The following is an 18,155-nucleotide window of genomic DNA, read 5'->3' as shown; positions in this document are numbered from 1 at the left end:
ATTATTAGTGACATAACCTTGATTTTGGAAAGAAAAAAGCCGCTAAGTATGAAAACTTAGCGGCTTAATCATTGTTTATATATCTAATTTCTATTCTTCAGAAAAACCGGCAAGTTTTTGTAATGCATCATGGTCGATGATCGTAATGTACTTACCTTTAACGCTCAGGATATCACTTTTCTGGAAACGGCCGAGTAGGCGACTGATGGTTTCAACCGTTAACCCTAGGTAATTACCAATATCTCCACGAGTCATGGTTAATCGGAATTCACGAGGGGAGAAGCCACGTTGTGAGAATCGAGTCGATAAGCTATATAGGAATGCAGCTAAACGTTCTTCAGCATTCTTCTTAGACAACAGCAAGATCATATCTTGGTCGCCTTTGATTTCATTGCTCATTAAACGCATGATTTGCTGACGTAATTTTGGCATTTGACCAGAAAGATCGTCCAAAGTTTCATAAGGTATTTCACAGATCATTGAAGTTTCTAACGCCTGCGCAAAACTAGGGTGAGCATTGTTATTAATTGCGTCAAAGCCAACTAAGTCACCAGCAAGATGGAACGCGGTGATTTGTTCATCGCCTTGTTCTGTGATGGTGTAACTTTTTATTGTACCTGAACGAATCGCATAAAGTGATTTTAATTCATCACCTGCTTTGAAAATTTCTTGTCCTTTTTGGACCGGTTTTTTACGCTCGATAATTTCATCAAGTTGATCCAGCTCCGTTTCATTTAATGAAAACGGAATACATAATTGACTGATACTGCAGTCCTGACAATGAATGGCACAGCCACCTGATTGGACTCGTTTCGTTTTTGCGTTATCTGAAATCATAAAATACCGAGCAGTTTAAATTGATATACATCAATATTTTAGCACCTCATACCACTAAAGGACAGTAGAAAATCATCGGATGTAACCGTTATATTACAGTAAACGGACAACCCCTTGATACAACTGAAATAAAGCGTAGGCCAATAAAATAAAGGCGCCAAGGCGTCTAAAGAGTAAGGATTTCACCAATTGATTAAACTGAGTCGCACTCACGCCAACCGCTAGCATCAATGGCAAGGTACCCAAGCCGAATGCCAGCATGATCAAAGCGCCATTAATCGAATTTCCAGCCGCTGCCGCCCAAGTCAACATAGAATAGACTAAGCCACATGGAAGCCATCCCCAAATGAAACCAAATGGAATCGCATAGATAGGGCGCTTAATAGGAAGTAGCTTTTGACCGAATGGCGCGATGTGCTTCCAAAGGCTTTGACCTAGTTTTTCTATCCATATCAGGCCATTCCACCATTGTCCTATATATAAAGCCAGTAGTAGCATAAATACAGCAGATAAAAGGCGTAACCAATTGAGTGGAGAGTTAATTCCAGAGTAGGACGAAATAGTTGAAATGGAGCCGCCTATTATTGCTCCAATTAGAGCATAACTAGATAAACGGCCAATATTATAAAAAAGGGGATTCAACCATTGTCTTTTAGTTGAAACTTTCCCTAGGTTCATTAAAGAAGCGATACCACCACACATACCCATACAGTGACCGGCGCCTAATAAGCCGATTAGAAACGCTGCTACCCAATCTGTATTCATTGTGCTTTATCTTTTTTCTCTGCGAGTTCCGCTTTTACCTCATCATTGTCATCGAACAAAATGCTATGACCTTGGCGATCGAGATCATCAAATTGATCCGATTTTACTGCCCACATAAATAAAGCAACGGCGATACAGACAAATATGATGGCGATAGGAATTAACAAATACAAACTGGCCATTTCAGAACCTTATTACTTCAGCAGTCTAAGTGAGTTGGTTACCACAATAATAGAACTTGCGGACATACCAATAACGGCAAAATAAGGAGCAATGAACCCCATAACAGCCAATGGAAGAATTAAGGCATTATAGCCTAGTGCCCAAGCTAAATTTTGTCGAATAATACCACGAGTTTGAATGGCAAGCTCTCTAGCTTCAAGTACTTTATCCAGTCTATCGCCAAGTAAGACCATATCCGCAGACGATTTTGCCACATCTGAACCACTTCCCATGGCAACGGAAAGGTGGGCTCCCGCTAAAGTTGGAGCATCATTAATACCATCACCAATCATTAAGGTAACGCTATTCTCATTAAGAGACTGTAGATAAGCTAATTTGTCTTCAGGTTTGGCAGAGCATTGATATTGGGTAATGCCCAACGCTGAAGCGACTTTTTGAGTATTTAACTTTGAGTCTCCCGTCAGTAGCGTGATGTCGATATTGGCATTTTGTAATTGCTTCACAAAACTGAGGCTTTCTTTACGTATAGGGTCGGTATACTCAAAACGTGCAACTAAACGGTGATTACAAGATAAATAAACCGAAGACGCTTGTGACTGCTCTAACTCTCGTCCATCTGTATTTAAGGCAAAAGGTAAAGTTCCAATATGCCAAACATCATTTAAATACTGTCCTGACACACCAGAGCCAATAACGTTAGAGACATTTTCTATCGTGACTTCTTCGGATGAATATTTCTGGAATGCCTTTGAGATTGGGTGGTTAGCATGTTGCTCTAACGCAGCAGCAATCGCGAGTACTTGATAGTTCGTATACTGACTATCTAAAAGCTCCGTATCACTAATCTCAATATTACCTTCCGTCAGGGTGCCGGTTTTATCCAATACGATATGATCTACTCGGCATAAGGTTTCAAATACATGACCTTTACGCAATAAAATACCAAGGCTTCCCAGCTTTGAAGTTGAGCATGTCACAGCTGTTGGGGTCGCAAGAGATAAAGCGCATGGACAGGTTGCCACGAGTACCGACAACATAATCCAAAATGCTTCATCTGGTCGGTGTTGATACCAATAAAACCAAGTAGCACCAGCAATGACAAGAATGACCGCAACAAAATACTTAGCAACATGATCGGCAATTTCTGCGATTTTAGGCTTTGATAACTGGGCCTCATCTTGCAACCTTACAATATTGGAAATAACAGAATCGGCTTTGTGGCAAGTGACTTCCAACTTAAAAGATTCGCCAACATTCATAGTGCCGGCATAAACAAAATCATGGTGCTGTTTTAAAACGGGGATCGATTCACCCGTGAGCATGGACTCATCGACTTGTGTGGTACCAACTACAATCTGTCCATCGGCAGGAATATGCTCTCCGGGTAACACTCGAATTACATCGCCAATCGCTAAGCTTCGGACTGGGATCTGACTTCCATCTAACTTCCTTGCCATTGCTGGCACTAGTTTCAATAAATTTGCGCTGGCGGTGGCTGCTTTACGGCGTGCTCGCATTTCTAAGAAACGACCTACTAATAAAAAGAAGGTGAACATGGAAATTGATTCGAAAAACACTTCACCTTTGCCCGCCACGGTGGCCCATAAGCTTGAGATATAAGCAAAGATAAGTGCGATAGATACGGGAACATCCATACCTAGCGTCTTGGCCTTTAAACTACGCCAAGCATTAATATAGAAAGGCTGAGCAGAATAGAGCAGTACAGGTGTTGCGAAGATCAAACTGACCACTCTTAAAAACTGTTTAAACTCACTATCGAGATCAGAGAACACTTCAAAATAAAGTGCAATAGCAAGCATCATAACTTGCATTGTTGCTAAGCCTGCAACCCCCAAGCGATAAAGGTATTGCTTCATCATTTGATGGTAGCTTTCTTCATGCTGATTAGGCTCAAACGGTGCAGCTTTATATCCTAATTGATGGATATTTTTTAATAGCTCACTTAAATGAATCTTAGAGTCATCCCAACGTAATATGGCTCGGTTGGTAGTGATGTTCACACGAATTAAAATAACACCGGAGTAGGCCATTAACTGCTTTTCGATAAGCCATGCGCAAGCAGCACAAGACACACCATCAAGTGACAAGGTAACTTCTGACATATCTTCAGTGTGTCGCACAAACTCTTTCTGAACATCTTCATTATCGTAATGAATGAGCTTTTGCAGCTGCTCAGGAACCAGCTCAACTTTTTCAGCAGAAGTGGTGCGATATTGATAATAAGAAACTAAACCACTTTCTACGATAGTTTGTGCAACTGATTGGCAACCAGGGCAGCACATAGGGCGAATCTGCCCAAGTATTTCAACGTTACAGTTAGTATTAGCAGGTACATCATCATTACAGTGATAACACACTTGATGCGTCGAACGAGCAGACATTTTTACGCCTTAATCAAGTAAAACGGTTGGTGTTTTGCTAGGAAACGCGACTTTCCCTTGGATAATCCATTCTTTGTTATGTGGCTCTAGTTTAATGAACCAAGGGCCTTGTAACGGCGTATCTAAACTAAGTCGATAATTGCCATTAGCATCAGAGCTAAGAGTACGTTCGAAATCACGATCAGGTAAGGTTCGGTGAGTAAATGAGACTTTTAAAGCAGGGTAAAGCTCGAGCTTACCTTTGTCTAACTTAAAACTTACGCCTCTAGGAGTTGAAACAACACTAGCATTAAGTTTGAAGCCTTTTGCGACATGTATTCTAGTCAGATCGACATTAATCCCTTTGCCTTCTTTATAGTAATTTTCAGAAACCAAATCGACACTATTTTTCGTAAATAGACCAAGGGTAATGAAACCACCGGTGACTGCGCACATAGGAAGGAAAATTAGAAACCAAGGCCAGAATTGTTTATACCAGGGCTGTTGCATAGTGTGCTCACAAATAAAACGAAATAGATACAAGAAAAAACAGCCCCAGAGCGGGGCTGTTAAACCACTTAATGTATTATTGGGCAGATGCTGGCTGAGGTTGGTTACTCAAACTCCAGACATAAGCACCAACAAGGTGAACTTTATCATCACCTAAGATATTGCTCCAAGCAGGCATCACACCTTGACGACCATACTCAACAGATTCAGTCACATCAGCGCGAGAATCGCCAAATAACCAATCTTTATCCGTTAGATCTGGTGCACCAAATGCTGGGTTACCTTTACCATCGGTACCATGACAAGCCGCACACGCCGCAAAGCGCACTTTACCAGCCGCCGCTTCACGTGAGTTAACTTTACGTCCTGATAAGCTCAAGACATAACTTACCACTTCACGTACACCATCATCGCCAAATGTTTCTCCCCATGCAGGCATCGCACCTACACGGCCATGACGAATAGTGGTCAAGATAGCTTCAGGTTCACCACCGTATAACCAAGCATCATCGGTTAAGTTAGGGAAACCTTTGAAACCACGCGCATCAGAGCCATGACACTGAGAACAGTTTTGTAAAAACAAGTTCTGTCCTACACGTAAGGCATCTGGATCTGCAGCAATTTCAGGTAATGTACGGTATGCGGTACCTTCAGAGTTATAAGCTAAGCGCTTAAACGACTCACCGTAAAATTTATCGGCATCATCTAACTCTTTGGAATACTCATCCAATTGTTTATTTTCTTGAGCATTTTTAATTGCAGCATTCATTTCTTCGACAGACTTAACTTGTTGAGGAGAACTTGTCCAACCTAATAGACCAGGAAAGTTACCTAAACCAGGGTATAGTGCGAGATAAATAGCTGAAAATAAAAATGTAGAGAAGAATAAGTAGGTCCACCATTTAGGAAGTGGGTTATTAAGTTCACGAATACCATCGTATTCATGCCCCATATCCGCACCTTCTTCTACGCCCATTTTATCTTTTAGACACCAGATTAAAATGGCCGCAATACCAAAAATTGTACCTAGTGTAATTACGGTAATCCAAACACTCCAGAATGTAGTCATTACTGCATTCCTCCCTGTTTTTTATCTGATTCAACTGGCTCATCATCAAAGATAAGATTCGCAGCTTCATCAAAACGAGACTGGCGGCTTTTGCTTCCATAAGCCCACCATACAACACCACAAAAACTGATGAATAAAACTAGGGTCCAGATGCTATGAACGGTTACGATATCCATATCTCTCTCCTTATTTCATCGAGTGGCCAAGCGATTGAAGATAGGCAACTAAAGCATCTAACTCAGTTTTCCCTTCAACATCTTTTTTCGCATTAGCAATTTGCTCATCAGTGTACGGTACGCCGAAATCATCACGGAATAACTCAAGTTTTTGCTTAGTATATTCACCTGTTAGTGTGTTTTCCGCCAACCACGGATAGCCAGGCATGATAGACTCTGGCACAACTTCACGAGGATCGATTAAATGAACACGATGCCATTCATCAGAATAACGTCCACCTACGCGAGCAAGGTCAGGGCCAGTACGCTTAGAACCCCATAAGAAAGGGTGTTCCCAAACTGATTCACCAGCAACAGAGTAGTGACCATAACGCTCTGTTTCCGAACGGAATGGACGAATCATCTGGCTGTGACAAACACTACAACCTTCACGGATATAGATATCGCGACCTTCCATTTCAAGCGCAGTATAAGGCTTTAAATCTTCAACTGGTTCAGTCGTTTGCTTTTGGAATATTAGAGGAGTGATCTCAACTAATGCGCCTAAGCTAATACCGAAAACCATCAAAATTGCCAATAGACCGACGTTCTTTTCGACTATTGAATGGCGATTCTTATTCGAACTCATACTCATAGCCTCCTATAAAGCCGGTTGAGGAATAGCTTTCAAGCTTTCCTTTGGCGCAGAAATAGTTTTGTATGTGTTATAAGCCATCAACAACATACCAGACACGATAATCACACCACCAATAAAGCGAACTAAGTAGAATGGGTGAGAAGCTTCAACGGTTTCAACAAAGCTATAAGTCAATGTGCCATCAGCGTTAACTGCACGCCACATCAGACCTTGCATCACACCTGAAATCCACATCGCAACGATGTACAGCACAGTGCCGATAGTCGCAAGCCAGAAGTGAACATTGATCAGTTTGATAGAGTACATTCGCTCTTGACCAAATAACTTAGGAATCAAGTGATATAGAGAACCAATGGTAACCATTGCAACCCAACCTAAAGCACCCGAATGCACGTGACCAATTGTCCAGTCAGTGTAATGAGATAGAGCATTAACCGTCTTAATTGCCATCATTGGGCCTTCAAAGGTAGACATACCATAGAAAGACAGAGAAACAATCAAGAAACGTAGAATAGGATCGTAACGAAGTTTATGCCAAGCACCAGATAGCGTCATAATACCGTTGATCATACCGCCCCAAGAAGGAACGAATAAGATAATAGACATCACCATACCTAATGACTGAGTCCAGTCGGGTAAAGCGGTGTAATGAAGGTGGTGCGGACCGGCCCAAATATAAAGAGAAATTAGACCCCAGAAGTGCACAATAGATAAACGGTAAGAATAGACTGGTCGTTCAGCTTGTTTTGGTACAAAGTAATACATCATACCTAAGAAGCCCGCAGTCAATAAGAAACCAACTGCATTGTGTCCATACCACCATTGAACCATCGCATCGACAGCACCAGAATAAATCGAATAAGACTTACCTAATGAAACTGGGATTGCCATGCTATTTACGATATGTAGTACCGCAACAGTCAGTATAAAACCGCCAAAGAACCAGTTAGCCACGTAAATATGAGATGTATTTCTTTTGATTAAAGTACCAAAGAAAACAATTGCATAAGCAACCCAAACGATCGCAATAGCGATATCAATAGGCCACTCTAGCTCTGCATATTCTTTACTGGTTGTATAGCCTAGAGGTAGTGAGATCACTGCAGCCAAAATAATGGCTTGCCAACCCCAAAATGTAAACGGAACTAATAAACCACCAAATAAGCGGGTCTTACAGGTTCTCTGAACAACGTAATATGATGCAGCGAATAGGGCACTTGTGCCAAACGCAAATATTACCGCATTTGTATGTAATGGACGTAAACGGCTGTACGTCAACCACGGCGTATCAAAGTTAAGCTGTGGCCAAACTAATTGAGCGGCAATTAACACCCCCACACTCATACCAACAATACCCCAAAGTATGGTAACTAGGGCGAATTGACGTACGACTGTGTAGTTATAATTATGCTCAAGCTGATGTTCTTGGCTCATCTTGAATGCTTCCAATATTATAATTAACTACATAGCATCAACACGAAAATAGTGTTGTAATGTCACCCAAACACACATCATCAACTGATTAAAAATAAGTCGATAACAATGGTTTTCAATAAAAGTAACATTTTCGTTGCCTACTATACCTGACATGAGAATAGGTTATATAGGTAAATTAGTAAAAATTTGAAGTAAGTGGCATAGGATAAAAGTGTAATGGCAGCCGAGAAACTCACCAGAGCAAGACTTGTACAAATACTCATCATATTCAGCGTATTAGCCACAGCATTTACGTGGAGAACATTTCAACACCAACCACATAAACATACTGATACGGTATGCCAAATAGATCAAAATTGTACAATAAAAGTCGATGATATAGAGCTTTCAATGCTCTTTGAAAGAGAAACCGATAATTCACTTACGATATTGGCTCAACCATTTGATAGTAAGACTAAATTACAGGGTCTGACTTTAAACTCTTCAGTCACATTTGATAATAAAAGCCATCAACTAGAACAACAGATCAACATCAAAATAACATCAAGCATAGATAACTCGCGTTGGTCGATTTCAACACCGACTGGAAATATGTACTGGATAACTTTAAACAGTAATATTGATTAAAGTTGAGCACGGTAATATATGGCAATAGAAGCCATTTTGAATGGCTTCTATTAATACAAAAATAGGGTATTCATATTAATAAATGAGGGAGATTCCACGTAAAGCCACACACCATTTAACATAATATACGTAATGCGCACTCATTCATTCCTTGATTAACAGTATTTAACAGTGCCACGAATGAACCGCAAACCATTGATAACTTTGCAAATTCGACACTATTAAACTTTTTTGCAATATGTTCCCATAGTGCTTTTATCTTTTCATTTTCATTTCTATCCGCATGACATGCTAACAATGCCACTTCTGGTTCTATTCCTGCTTCTTCCGCTAAAAAAACAGCTTCATTATCAGTTAGATAGCGTTGTCCTTTCTTTAATTCAGTGATTCTAGACTTATTCAGGTTCAAGTCATGGGCTATTTGCTTATCTTGTGTGTATTTTTTTGCCTTTTTATAGGCTTCTAACAGTTGTTTTTGATACATATTTAAACCCTCTTTTTTCTTATTTTAGCTTAAAAGTTGCGAAAAAATGGTACTTGCAGTTGCATTTTTTTGGTTCTAAGATTCGCTTTAGTTGCAGCTTATTGCAATTAGACCGCTACGAGGTCGACCCTGAATCTTCCTTTTAGCGGTCGCCTCCATGCTTAATAAATTACATTTCAGGGGTGTTAATTATGAAAAGCGATATCGTTATAGAAACAAAAATTGTCGGAACTTTTTCTCATTTTTCTCTTTTTATTACTACTTATGATGGAAAAGTAGGTGCCGTTACCTTTAGGACTTTTAATAATAGAGAACCTATTTACACTCCAGTATTTAGATATTCAGATATTCAATTATTAGAAAATTTCAATAAGTTCGGTGATCGTTTACCTCCATCTAAAAGAACCTTTTTACTTCGTATCGATAAAAACTTTTTTTGGTTAGAAAATCGTGAAGTAAATTTGTTCAATTCTGTATTTCCTTTTGACTTTTTACTTAATTCAAAAGGTTAATTATGTACGACTTTCTTGAACTCACAATCCCACTAAAACCGGAATTCGTAACTGAATCTGATGGTTTGGGCTTTGTTGATTTCAAGAAACTTCAATCTATTACTGGCTTCAAAGTATCTTCTGGTGATGTAGAGTTTGATATTGATGGTAATACAATGTCACTCAATCAGCTCTACGCTCCTTGGGCTTCACTTCCTAGTTCTTACACTAACATTGCTGTTAAAGTGTTTGATGCTAATTTCATGTCTAATGTTCCTTGGGCTTACGTTCGTGTTAAAGCTTCACCTGCTAAAGTTATGCAAGGTCACAACGTATACGGCTCTGATAATCTCCGTGTTTGCACTGAACACTTTCTAAAGTCTATTGAAGAATCTAATCCTCAATTATTTCACGCATTAGATCTTCCAAACGCTGAGTATGCACGAATAGATTCTACTTATTCTATTCAAATGCCTAGCCGTGATGCACTTCGCCAAGCTATTCAATCTTTCTCTAACATCTCACATAAATATCTTCGCCCGTCTAACCAATCTGATTTCAAAACCTCCGTTTATTTCTCCCGTGGCACTAAAGAAAATTCAGACGTTGGACGGGCTAAGACTCTAGTTATCTATTCGAAAGATGATGAGATTCAAAACCAACTTAAAGAACTAAAACAACTGGCTAAACGTGATCGCACTGGTCGTTTTAATCGTGTCATCAATGAGCTTTCTACCCATGAACTTCAAGATTTTGCAGCGAATCGTTTACGTTTTGAGGGTCGCGGTAAAAAGCGTTACATCAAACGGTTATTTGGTACTAGTAGTGTTTGGGCTTGTATTCGACACGCTGAAAAATTCGAACAATTAAACGGTTATTCTTTCTGTGAATTCATGTTTAAAGACCTGTTTCAAGACATGCTTGAATGCATTGAAGGCACTGAAATTGAACTTCACAATGATTTAAAAATTAAGAACTTATTAAGAACAACTTATTTTACTTTCACTAAAACAGGGAATATCAGCTACGCAAAAGCGGATCGTATATTTCGCTTTTACATGTCTCTCTGTGACCGTGGTTATAAAGAAATTAAAGCACATACATCAAAGGCCACTCTATCTAGAAATATCAAAGAACTTAAAGCTATCGGCCTATCTAAAAGCGACTTACAAAACTTAGACCAAGGTGAACGTATGCCATTATCTACCCTTATTAAATTTGATTTCGACAATCAACGCCCTGCTTCTTATCAGGAACCTGTCTCACCTTACGCAAATCAGCCTAACTATTTAGCCAATAAGTTTGGTGTTGCTTATCGTCTTGCTCATCAAGTAGGTCTTTCTTCAGACCCTGCACAAATTGTTGCTGATAACTTGGGTATTTCGGTAGATAACCCATTACTAGATCAATTATTAGAATTTAAAGAAATTCCTATCTGTCCACGTGAATCAATGTCTTTGATTGTTTGGCCGGATGGTGAAATGTCGCTTACACGACACAAAAGCCAATTGTTTAAACTCAATCCATTACTTCAAAACATGAACCTTAAACAACACTACCCTGTAACTTATTTTTAAAGGATTAAATTATGAAAGTACAATTTTTTGCCGCTTATCGTCGTTCCGGTGTTTCTAAAAAAAATAATCGCGCCTATGACTTTGCCCAACTCTCTTACGCTGTTCCTTTACGTGAGATTAATTCTGAATCTTTCAATCAATCTGGTGTTGGCTTTGAAATTAAAGAGATTCCGCTAGCTAATCATGTAATCAATGAGTTTGATGGTATTGAACTTGGTACACCTGTTGAGCTTAAGGTAACTCCAAATCCAGAAGATCCTACTCGTAACATTTGTATAGGTCTTGCTTAATTATGTCTTTAGATGCCCTATCAACCTATTTACAACTAACTTTGTTAGCTGCACTTGTTCTAGGGTGTCTTCTTTATTGGTGGGCTAATCAATGAGTATTTGCGTAACAGTTGATGAAACCACAAAGAATCTTGTTTCTAGTAGCTCCGTTCCGTGTGATGGGTATTACTTGCTATCTGAAACAGATTTGCAGTCAACACTTGAAATAAATGATGTATTTCTTTTATTTGGTGCGGCTGCATCCGTCTATGCTGTGTCTTTTGTTTTTAGACTGGCATTAAAACAACTTGGTTATTAAGGAAAATTTACCATGAAAAAACAAACTATCGTGAAAGCTTTAGCATTTGGTGCTGTTGCTGCTGTTGCTTCTACTCCAACTTTTGCAGCAATTGATTTAACCGCTACAACCACAGCGATTGAAACTGACGGCACTACTGCTATTACAACTATCGGTACAACAATGATCGCTCTTGCAGGTGTGGCAATTGTATTTAAATGGGCTAAAGCTGCAATTTTCGGCTAATACTCCATTCACTAGGGCGAATCAGGATTTATCGCCCTTTTTTAAACGGATTTTCTCATGCTTCTCACGCCCAACGATCTTGTAATGTTTTTTACCCTTTTCGTTTTAACTGATGCTGTCAGACGCATGTTTTAGGGTTGTTATTTATGAAATGGATTTTATTTTTTCTATTCTCTATACAGGGTTTTGTTTCTTTTGTTTCTCAAGCTGAGATTGTTGATAAATTAAATGGCGTTTTATGTGAAGATTATCCTACTGGTCAAGTTCTTGGAACGGCTTTAGATAGTGATGAATGCAAACAATTTGCTGAATCTTCTTCTAGCTATCCTCTATGTGAAACTAATTATGGTGACTCGTTCTTTATTGTTCGTACGGGTTCAGGCTTTTCTTGTACTCCCAATAACTCTAATCATTATCTGCTTGTAAAAATAGATTTTTCTAAGGTTTGTTTATCTCCACATAGCTTTGAAACACAAAACGGTCAATGTTCCGATGAAATAGCCGATACTATCCCCAATGAACCCTTACCGGAAAAACAAGAAAATGGTTGTTATCCTTCTGGCACCATTATTGATAATGTTTATGGTCCTAGTTCAATTAAAAATAAATCATCTTGTTTTTCAGATTCTTGTTCTGCCACTATTCGTCCAAGTGACAGCGTTACTGTTTGCACTGTTGATGAAAATGGAATTGATAACTGTCAATTTAACTTGGTCTCTTCTGGTCAATCTTGTGAATTCAATGCTTCTAATCCTCAATGGGTCGATGATCTTCCTCTTGAAAATAGTGGTGAATATACACCATCAAATGATTTATCAGGTGGAGGAATCGATTCTGGTTCTCTTGATGGTTCTGGTAATCCTGTTTCGGGTGCTGAATCTACAAATCTTTATGAACAACAAATCACTAATGAAAATTTAAAACGCCTTATTGATGATCAAGCCACTTTACTAACTGACATTAACAAGTCATTAAATCACTCTATTGATTACGACCAAGTTAAAACTGGCTACCTTAAACAAATCAGTGAAAACACTAAAAACATTTCTGGCGGTGGAGGTGGCGGCAGTTCTTCGGGTGACGGTGGTGATTGGTCTGGTTCTGGTGACTCAATTACATCTGATTCTTGTGAATCTTTCGCTTGTTCTTCACACCCTGTTATTTGCCAACTCGCAAAAGAGGATTGGTTAAAACGTTGTGAAGTGGACGACTTCTTATCTTCTGGTGGTGACGGTTCTCAAATTGCTGATGGTCTTCAAAACTTTATCGATGAAAACCCTAATGAACTATTAGAAGCAGGTTCTCTTGATGTTTCCAATGTTATGAATAAATACACCAAAGGCGAGGGTTTATCTACTTCAGCTACTTGCCCAGCTCCTAAGTCTGTTAATGCCGGCATCGCAACCTTTGAAATTGATTACACACCTTTTTGTGATATGGCGGTAATCATTAAAGCGTTAATCATTATTTTTTCTTCTGTTACTTCCATCTTATTAATTTCTAAATACATGTAATCAATCATCATGCGCAGGGATAAAGCGAATGCGCCCGCGTATGATGATTACAAAAGGATCTTACTATGGCTCGAATTATTGCTTTTTTGTTTTTAACTGTTATTCCCTTACTTCCTCAATTGATTACCGCCGTTGTTACTCGTGCTGCTCTTGCTGTTGGTTTCGGTACGGCTTCTTATGTCGGCTTTGATATTCTATTTGATAATGTTCTATCTACTGTTACTGACAGCCTTTCAGGTCTTCCCTCTGATATTGTTACAATGATTCGTTTAGTTGGTATTCCTACTGGTATCAACATTGCACTATCTTCTGGTTTTGCTCTACTGACTTTTAAAGGTATGTCTGCAATCTCTGGCCGTGCGAATATTCGTAAACGCATTTGGAGAAAGCCCGGCGATAATTCAGAAATGGATTGGGGTGCATAATGATTTATCTTAGAACTGGTAAACCTGGTGCAAGTAAGACTTTAAATTCTCTTGTTGAACTTTGTAAGACTTGGGATAAAGACCGCCCTTTTTATTACAACAATGTCCCTCTATTGATGTTGGATTATGACGTTGTTTCTAGTTTCTCAGGTTGGTTTTATGGTTGGTACTTCCCACGCTTAAATAAGAAAAATTCAAAAGCAAAAAATCGTCTCCTAAAAATTATGCGTAAAGTTCATGATGATGATGAATTCTTAACTATTGATGATGTACCTTTCCTTTCTCAATTTTATGAAAATCATGATCATCTTGAAACTTGGCTTTATTGGGTTCGTCGTTGCTATTCAAAATCTCAATTATCTGAATTCAATGAAATGGTTAAGAACCTTAAAGGTTCTGACGCTTATAGCTTTGAAACTCTTAAAACTTTTAATCTTCATTTCACTAAATTTGAAGATCCAAAGCTTTGGTATGAACTGCCTAAGCGTTCAGTAATATTTATTGATGAATGTCAGCAGTTTTTCCCTCCTCGTGGAGTCAATTCTAAAAACCCTACTGTTCCTAAACATATTTCAGAATTTGAAACTCATAGACATAAGGGATATGACGTTCATCTTGTTACACAAGATCCTAAACTTATGGATGTTAATATTCGTAGATTAACTGGTCGCCATGTTCACTATCACAACCCTTTTGGCGGTGAACGTGTTACCCGTTATCAAGAGTCTAAACAATTTGACCCTGATGATTACTTTGCTACAAAGAGTTGTAGTAAATCGTTAGTTAAGAGAAATAAAAATTTTTATGGTGTTTATTGGTCAGCTGAGATACACACTCATAAATTACAGATACCTAAGTTTGTATTTTTACTAATCGCATTGCTTTTACTTCTTTGTTTTCTTGGCTACCACTTTTATTTTAATTTTTTAAGTAAGCATGATGATTCACCAAAAGATAAACAACATGCTCCAGTTCCTGAGCATGCTATTGATGACACCATACCCACAAAACCCAAATCGACTAAAACAGTTAATAATCTAGATTCTGCTATTGGCCAATTACTTAAAGATGTTTATATAACTGGTTCAGTCGTTAAGTATTCTGATAAACGAGCAACCTACTATTACAGTTTTGCTAATGTGGAATCAGACAGTGTTTTTTATCCTGAAAACCTTGGGGGAAGAATAGAACCGGTTACTCGATGCTCTGCATTACTCAAACTTGGAGATATGACATACACACTTACTTGTAATCCATTTTACAAACGGGTACCAGTTGAAGAAAAAGAAGAAAGACTAACTGAGTCTGATACTTTATTAGCTAGTAATTAAATTCATGGCGAAGCCATCCAAGCCCACCCACTAAATTTACTGCATCCGCCCTAACTCCCAATGGGCGGAAACCTGCATTCTTCATGCACTCAAAAAAACATCCCCTTTCACTTAAGAATCGAGCCTCGCAGAGACTTTCCTAAATAGTGGCGCTTTATGCTACTGCAACCCTCATAATTTATAGCGTGAGATGCAAAAAAGCCGCTATCTCTAACAGCGGCTTATGGTTCCATTTTGATTACTTTATATAAACTCGGCTCTTGGGCTCTTCACCCGATACTATTATTTTTATATTACCCATTTGTTTGTTATTGAGTATGTCATCGTCAAGCTCAAGATTCTCAAAGTAGAACTTCACTCTATCGCATGTGGCTTTTGAACCCTCTATAGCTTTACCTTTATACCTACCATTCACTAATTTTAAATTTATCTTACAACTACCTGTGGACTCTGACTTTTTTAGGAACTCCGAAGATCCTTTTAGTAGTTCACTACCAAGTCGATCAAGTTCTTTTATCTCTGGTGTTGGTGGTTCGATCCCTAATGCTTTATATATCTCATCATCGCTATATATGGCTAAGGCATTAAAGCTTAATACACTGCACAATATTAAAATCCATTTCACTTATTTAGGTTCCTTATCCTTGCTATCTCTCTAGCGATTTTAGCCATTTTTGTTATTGTCTTTAGTTCATTTTCAGCACCTATTTCTAACAAAGCATGACCTATTAAAATCTGTTGTGGTGTTAATCTATCGCCAGTGGGCAAAACGAGTCTGCCTGATTCCATTCTAAAGCCTATCCAATTTTCATCATTGCTCAATTCTAACTTTCTATTCATTCGCATCAGTCGCTTATATCCACTTGGGATTGTATCTTTTTTGCACCATTCCGTGATTTCGCTCGGTTTTTTTCCACATAATTTTGCTGCATTTTCGAGTGATAAACCGCACGTTATTTCTATAAAAAACTTACTTTTAGACCTTTGACTTATATCCATAAAAAAAACCTCCATTTTAGGAGGTTTACATTTTGCGACACACATCTTATAATTTCAATAATATCAATCACTTATTTAACCTAACACCACGTAATGCGCACTTAATTTATAGGTGCTAGGTAGAGTTTCCGCTTTTAACAACTTGAAAATTCCACCTTTATTGCCTGAACTTTAAGCGATAAATTTGCAATCTTAAGTAGCGTTTTTTTATTAGCGTTTTTGGGTATGGCTAGCTTACCTTTGGTATTTTGATTTCCAACCGATCATGAATAGCTCTTATTTATTACCACTCGGTTTTGCTATGCCGCCAATGATGTTTTGTGGAGCACTTTTAGCTTACCAACTACGAGCCTGGGTGATTTTTGCCGGTTACCTTTTGCTATGTGGCGGATTATTAATTCAACACTTACTATTTTAAGTTATTGATTTATCAATCAGTTAATGACCTGTCGTGATCGTTAATCGTAATAACTTCTCAGGTGTATCATAAGCTATCTTTTTGTTCCGGTATTTCTTTAGTTCTTTCTTTACCACCTTACACACCTGACTATTTCCATTGGTTCTCACTCGTTTGAGCTTGGCATACTTATGGTCTAGATGATTCATTGAAAGCATGATCCTACATTCACCTTTTAAATGCTTAGCGGAATCATCTACGGCTTCTTGTGCTTTCTTCTTGTAAAATTTCGCAACTTTATATCGTTGGCTGTCATCGTAACTAAAGGCTGATGGACTAATGATAAGTATACAAAAGAATATAACGAGTGATTTCATCCTACTAACACCTTGATTGATTAACAAAATCAAAGTTTTCACTGTTTCAATGACCTCATCAAGTCTACTTCAATAGTTAGTTATGCTAACCTCAGATTTAAGAAGCACTTACATTTCACAGAAGTAATTGCGAGAAACCTTCATATTATGGAACTTGTTGTTAAATCAAGGTTCTAAACAAACTAACACTTATTTTTAAACTGGAAACTTTATGAAAAAGCTTATTTTACCTCTTGTAATCGCCGCAGTGACACATAGCGCTACAGCTGCTAACACGGCAACATTCACACCAGAACAAGAAGCAAGAATTGGTGAAATAGCCGCACAATACCTCGTTGATCACCCTGAATTTTTAGTTAAAGCAAGTCAAAAACTGCAGCAGAAACAATTAGAAGAACAAGCCAATGCCCAAAAATCGGCTGTCTTAGCAAATAAAAATGCTTTGATTAACGACAAAACGACCCCCTTTACTGGCCCGAAAAACGCTAAAGTTAATGTCATTGAGTTCTTTGACTACCAATGTGTCTACTGCTATCGAATTTCTTCAACAATTGAATCCTTACAGAAGCAATATCCGGATGTGCGATTCATCTTTAAAGAAACGCCAATTTTTGGAAATCGTTGGGAACCATCAAAATATGCAGCGCAAATGGGATTAGAAGTTTTTGCTCAAGAAGGCTCTAAGGCATATGAGAAATATCATAATGGAATTTATGCAAGCGGTTTAAACGAAGGTAAGTTGACCAGAGCCGTTGTGGAGACTCAAGCTAAAAATGCGGGAGCTTCTCTAGATAAGTTTAAGCCAACGGAAAACTATCAAAAGAACTTACAACTATTTTCTCAACTTGGATTTAAAGGCACACCGGCTTTAGTTGTAATGCCAACCGATGGAGCGACCACTGACAATACCTACGTGATCAATGGCGCCGATGTCGCATCATTAACCAATGCAATAAAAACCTTATCTAAATAACTACCATCCATTCCATCTAATTTGAAATAGCGAATTTAACATATTCGCTATTTTTCACACAGATAAAGTTACGCCGTAACCAAAACACACACCAGCCTTGGCATGAACGCTACAGTGTAACCATCCCATTTAGCTTCCGCTTCCCTCACAAC

The 18,155-nt window shown here is 38.5% G+C and carries 22 protein-coding genes; 9 read left to right on the top strand and 13 right to left on the bottom strand.

Annotation, left to right across the window (positions count from 1 at the left end):
• Positions 1 to 90: 90 nt before the first annotated feature.
• The 9 genes from K358_RS0102250 to ccoN all read right to left on the bottom strand — a co-directional run bounded on the left by K358_RS0102250 (position 91) and on the right by ccoN (position 7,992).
• Positions 91 to 837 carry a fumarate/nitrate reduction transcriptional regulator Fnr gene (locus K358_RS0102250; protein ID WP_027695297.1) on the bottom strand — a complete coding sequence of 249 codons (747 nt, stop codon included), beginning with the start codon at positions 835 to 837 and terminating at the stop codon, positions 91 to 93.
• A gap of 93 nt (positions 838 to 930) precedes the next feature.
• A complete protein-coding gene (locus tag K358_RS0102245; RefSeq protein ID WP_027695296.1) occupies positions 931 to 1,602 on the bottom strand; it encodes a sulfite exporter TauE/SafE family protein in 672 nt (223 codons plus the stop codon).
• Entirely contained in the window at positions 1,599 to 1,784 is a 186-nt protein-coding gene (ccoS, locus tag K358_RS0102240) for a cbb3-type cytochrome oxidase assembly protein CcoS (RefSeq protein ID WP_027695295.1), read from the bottom strand. Before ccoS ends, K358_RS0102245 begins: the two co-directional genes overlap by 4 nt.
• A gap of 12 nt (positions 1,785 to 1,796) precedes the next feature.
• On the bottom strand, positions 1,797 to 4,187 hold the full coding sequence (locus K358_RS0102235; protein WP_027695294.1) for a heavy metal translocating P-type ATPase: 2,391 nt from the start codon (positions 4,185 to 4,187) through the stop codon (positions 1,797 to 1,799).
• A gap of 9 nt (positions 4,188 to 4,196) precedes the next feature.
• Positions 4,197 to 4,676, bottom strand: a complete 480-nt coding sequence (locus tag K358_RS0102230; protein WP_027695293.1) for a FixH family protein — start codon at positions 4,674 to 4,676, stop codon at positions 4,197 to 4,199.
• Between the two features lie 76 nt (positions 4,677 to 4,752).
• A complete protein-coding gene (gene ccoP / locus K358_RS0102225; RefSeq protein ID WP_027695292.1) occupies positions 4,753 to 5,745 on the bottom strand; it encodes a cytochrome-c oxidase, cbb3-type subunit III in 993 nt (330 codons plus the stop codon).
• Positions 5,745 to 5,921: a cbb3-type cytochrome oxidase subunit 3 gene (locus K358_RS0102220; RefSeq protein ID WP_027695291.1), complete on the bottom strand. Its 177-nt coding sequence runs from the start codon at positions 5,919 to 5,921 to the stop codon at positions 5,745 to 5,747. The genes ccoP and K358_RS0102220 overlap by 1 nt, the downstream gene beginning before the upstream one ends.
• Positions 5,922 to 5,931: 10 nt before the next feature.
• The gene (ccoO, locus tag K358_RS0102215; protein ID WP_027695290.1) at positions 5,932 to 6,549 is read right to left on the bottom strand and encodes a cytochrome-c oxidase, cbb3-type subunit II; all 618 of its coding nucleotides are present in this window, start codon (positions 6,547 to 6,549) and stop codon (positions 5,932 to 5,934) included.
• Between the two features lie 12 nt (positions 6,550 to 6,561).
• Complete coding sequence (gene ccoN / locus K358_RS0102210; protein ID WP_027695289.1) at positions 6,562 to 7,992, bottom strand: cytochrome-c oxidase, cbb3-type subunit I; 1,431 nt, start codon at positions 7,990 to 7,992, stop codon at positions 6,562 to 6,564.
• 219 nt (positions 7,993 to 8,211) lie between these two features.
• Between ccoN and K358_RS18755 the strand changes: the two genes are divergently transcribed.
• A complete protein-coding gene (locus tag K358_RS18755; RefSeq protein WP_051241140.1) occupies positions 8,212 to 8,622 on the top strand; it encodes a hypothetical protein in 411 nt (136 codons plus the stop codon).
• A gap of 115 nt (positions 8,623 to 8,737) precedes the next feature.
• Here K358_RS18755 and K358_RS0102200 read toward each other — a convergent pair whose 3' ends face one another.
• On the bottom strand, positions 8,738 to 9,106 hold the full coding sequence (locus K358_RS0102200; protein ID WP_027695288.1) for a DUF3693 domain-containing protein: 369 nt from the start codon (positions 9,104 to 9,106) through the stop codon (positions 8,738 to 8,740).
• 191 nt (positions 9,107 to 9,297) lie between these two features.
• Between K358_RS0102200 and K358_RS0102195 the strand changes: the two genes are divergently transcribed.
• The 7 genes from K358_RS0102195 to K358_RS17920 all read left to right on the top strand — a co-directional run bounded on the left by K358_RS0102195 (position 9,298) and on the right by K358_RS17920 (position 15,257).
• Positions 9,298 to 9,618 carry a hypothetical protein gene (locus K358_RS0102195; RefSeq protein WP_027695287.1) on the top strand — a complete coding sequence of 107 codons (321 nt, stop codon included), beginning with the start codon at positions 9,298 to 9,300 and terminating at the stop codon, positions 9,616 to 9,618.
• Between the two features lie 2 nt (positions 9,619 to 9,620).
• The gene (locus tag K358_RS17930; RefSeq protein WP_038149516.1) at positions 9,621 to 11,174 is read left to right on the top strand and encodes a phage/plasmid replication protein, II/X family; all 1,554 of its coding nucleotides are present in this window, start codon (positions 9,621 to 9,623) and stop codon (positions 11,172 to 11,174) included.
• 11 nt (positions 11,175 to 11,185) lie between these two features.
• Positions 11,186 to 11,464, top strand: coding sequence for a hypothetical protein (locus K358_RS17925; RefSeq protein ID WP_051241139.1), 279 nt, complete (start codon positions 11,186 to 11,188; stop codon positions 11,462 to 11,464).
• 310 nt (positions 11,465 to 11,774) lie between these two features.
• On the top strand, positions 11,775 to 11,987 hold the full coding sequence (locus tag K358_RS0102180) for a major capsid protein (protein ID WP_027695286.1): 213 nt from the start codon (positions 11,775 to 11,777) through the stop codon (positions 11,985 to 11,987).
• 146 nt (positions 11,988 to 12,133) lie between these two features.
• Positions 12,134 to 13,501, top strand: coding sequence for a virulence factor TspB C-terminal domain-related protein (locus tag K358_RS0102175; RefSeq protein WP_027695285.1), 1,368 nt, complete (start codon positions 12,134 to 12,136; stop codon positions 13,499 to 13,501).
• Positions 13,502 to 13,566: 65 nt separating this feature from the next.
• Positions 13,567 to 13,926, top strand: coding sequence for a DUF2523 family protein (locus K358_RS0102170; protein WP_027695284.1), 360 nt, complete (start codon positions 13,567 to 13,569; stop codon positions 13,924 to 13,926).
• Entirely contained in the window at positions 13,926 to 15,257 is a 1,332-nt protein-coding gene (locus tag K358_RS17920; RefSeq protein ID WP_038149537.1) for a zonular occludens toxin domain-containing protein, read from the top strand. The genes K358_RS0102170 and K358_RS17920 overlap by 1 nt, the downstream gene beginning before the upstream one ends.
• Positions 15,258 to 15,495: 238 nt before the next feature.
• On the opposite strand, the gene K358_RS0102160 is transcribed toward K358_RS17920, so the two are convergent.
• The 3 genes from K358_RS0102160 to K358_RS0102145 form a co-directional block, all read right to left on the bottom strand.
• Positions 15,496 to 15,882 (bottom strand): hypothetical protein, encoded by a 387-nt coding sequence (locus tag K358_RS0102160; RefSeq protein ID WP_027695283.1) that lies wholly within the window; start codon positions 15,880 to 15,882, stop codon positions 15,496 to 15,498.
• Positions 15,879 to 16,256 carry a DUF3653 domain-containing protein gene (locus K358_RS0102155; protein ID WP_027695282.1) on the bottom strand — a complete coding sequence of 126 codons (378 nt, stop codon included), beginning with the start codon at positions 16,254 to 16,256 and terminating at the stop codon, positions 15,879 to 15,881. The genes K358_RS0102160 and K358_RS0102155 overlap by 4 nt, the downstream gene beginning before the upstream one ends.
• A gap of 438 nt (positions 16,257 to 16,694) precedes the next feature.
• Positions 16,695 to 17,030, bottom strand: a complete 336-nt coding sequence (locus K358_RS0102145; RefSeq protein WP_027695281.1) for a hypothetical protein — start codon at positions 17,028 to 17,030, stop codon at positions 16,695 to 16,697.
• Positions 17,031 to 17,241: 211 nt separating this feature from the next.
• Between K358_RS0102145 and K358_RS0102140 the strand changes: the two genes are divergently transcribed.
• Entirely contained in the window at positions 17,242 to 18,003 is a 762-nt protein-coding gene (locus K358_RS0102140) for a DsbA family protein (protein WP_027695280.1), read from the top strand.
• The last annotated feature ends 152 nt before the right edge of the window (positions 18,004 to 18,155 follow it).

It is taken from the genome of Vibrio litoralis DSM 17657, from assembly GCF_000426765.1.
GTDB lineage: Bacteria > Pseudomonadota > Gammaproteobacteria > Enterobacterales > Vibrionaceae > Vibrio > Vibrio litoralis.
This window is presented reverse-complemented; position numbering and strand designations above follow the sequence as displayed.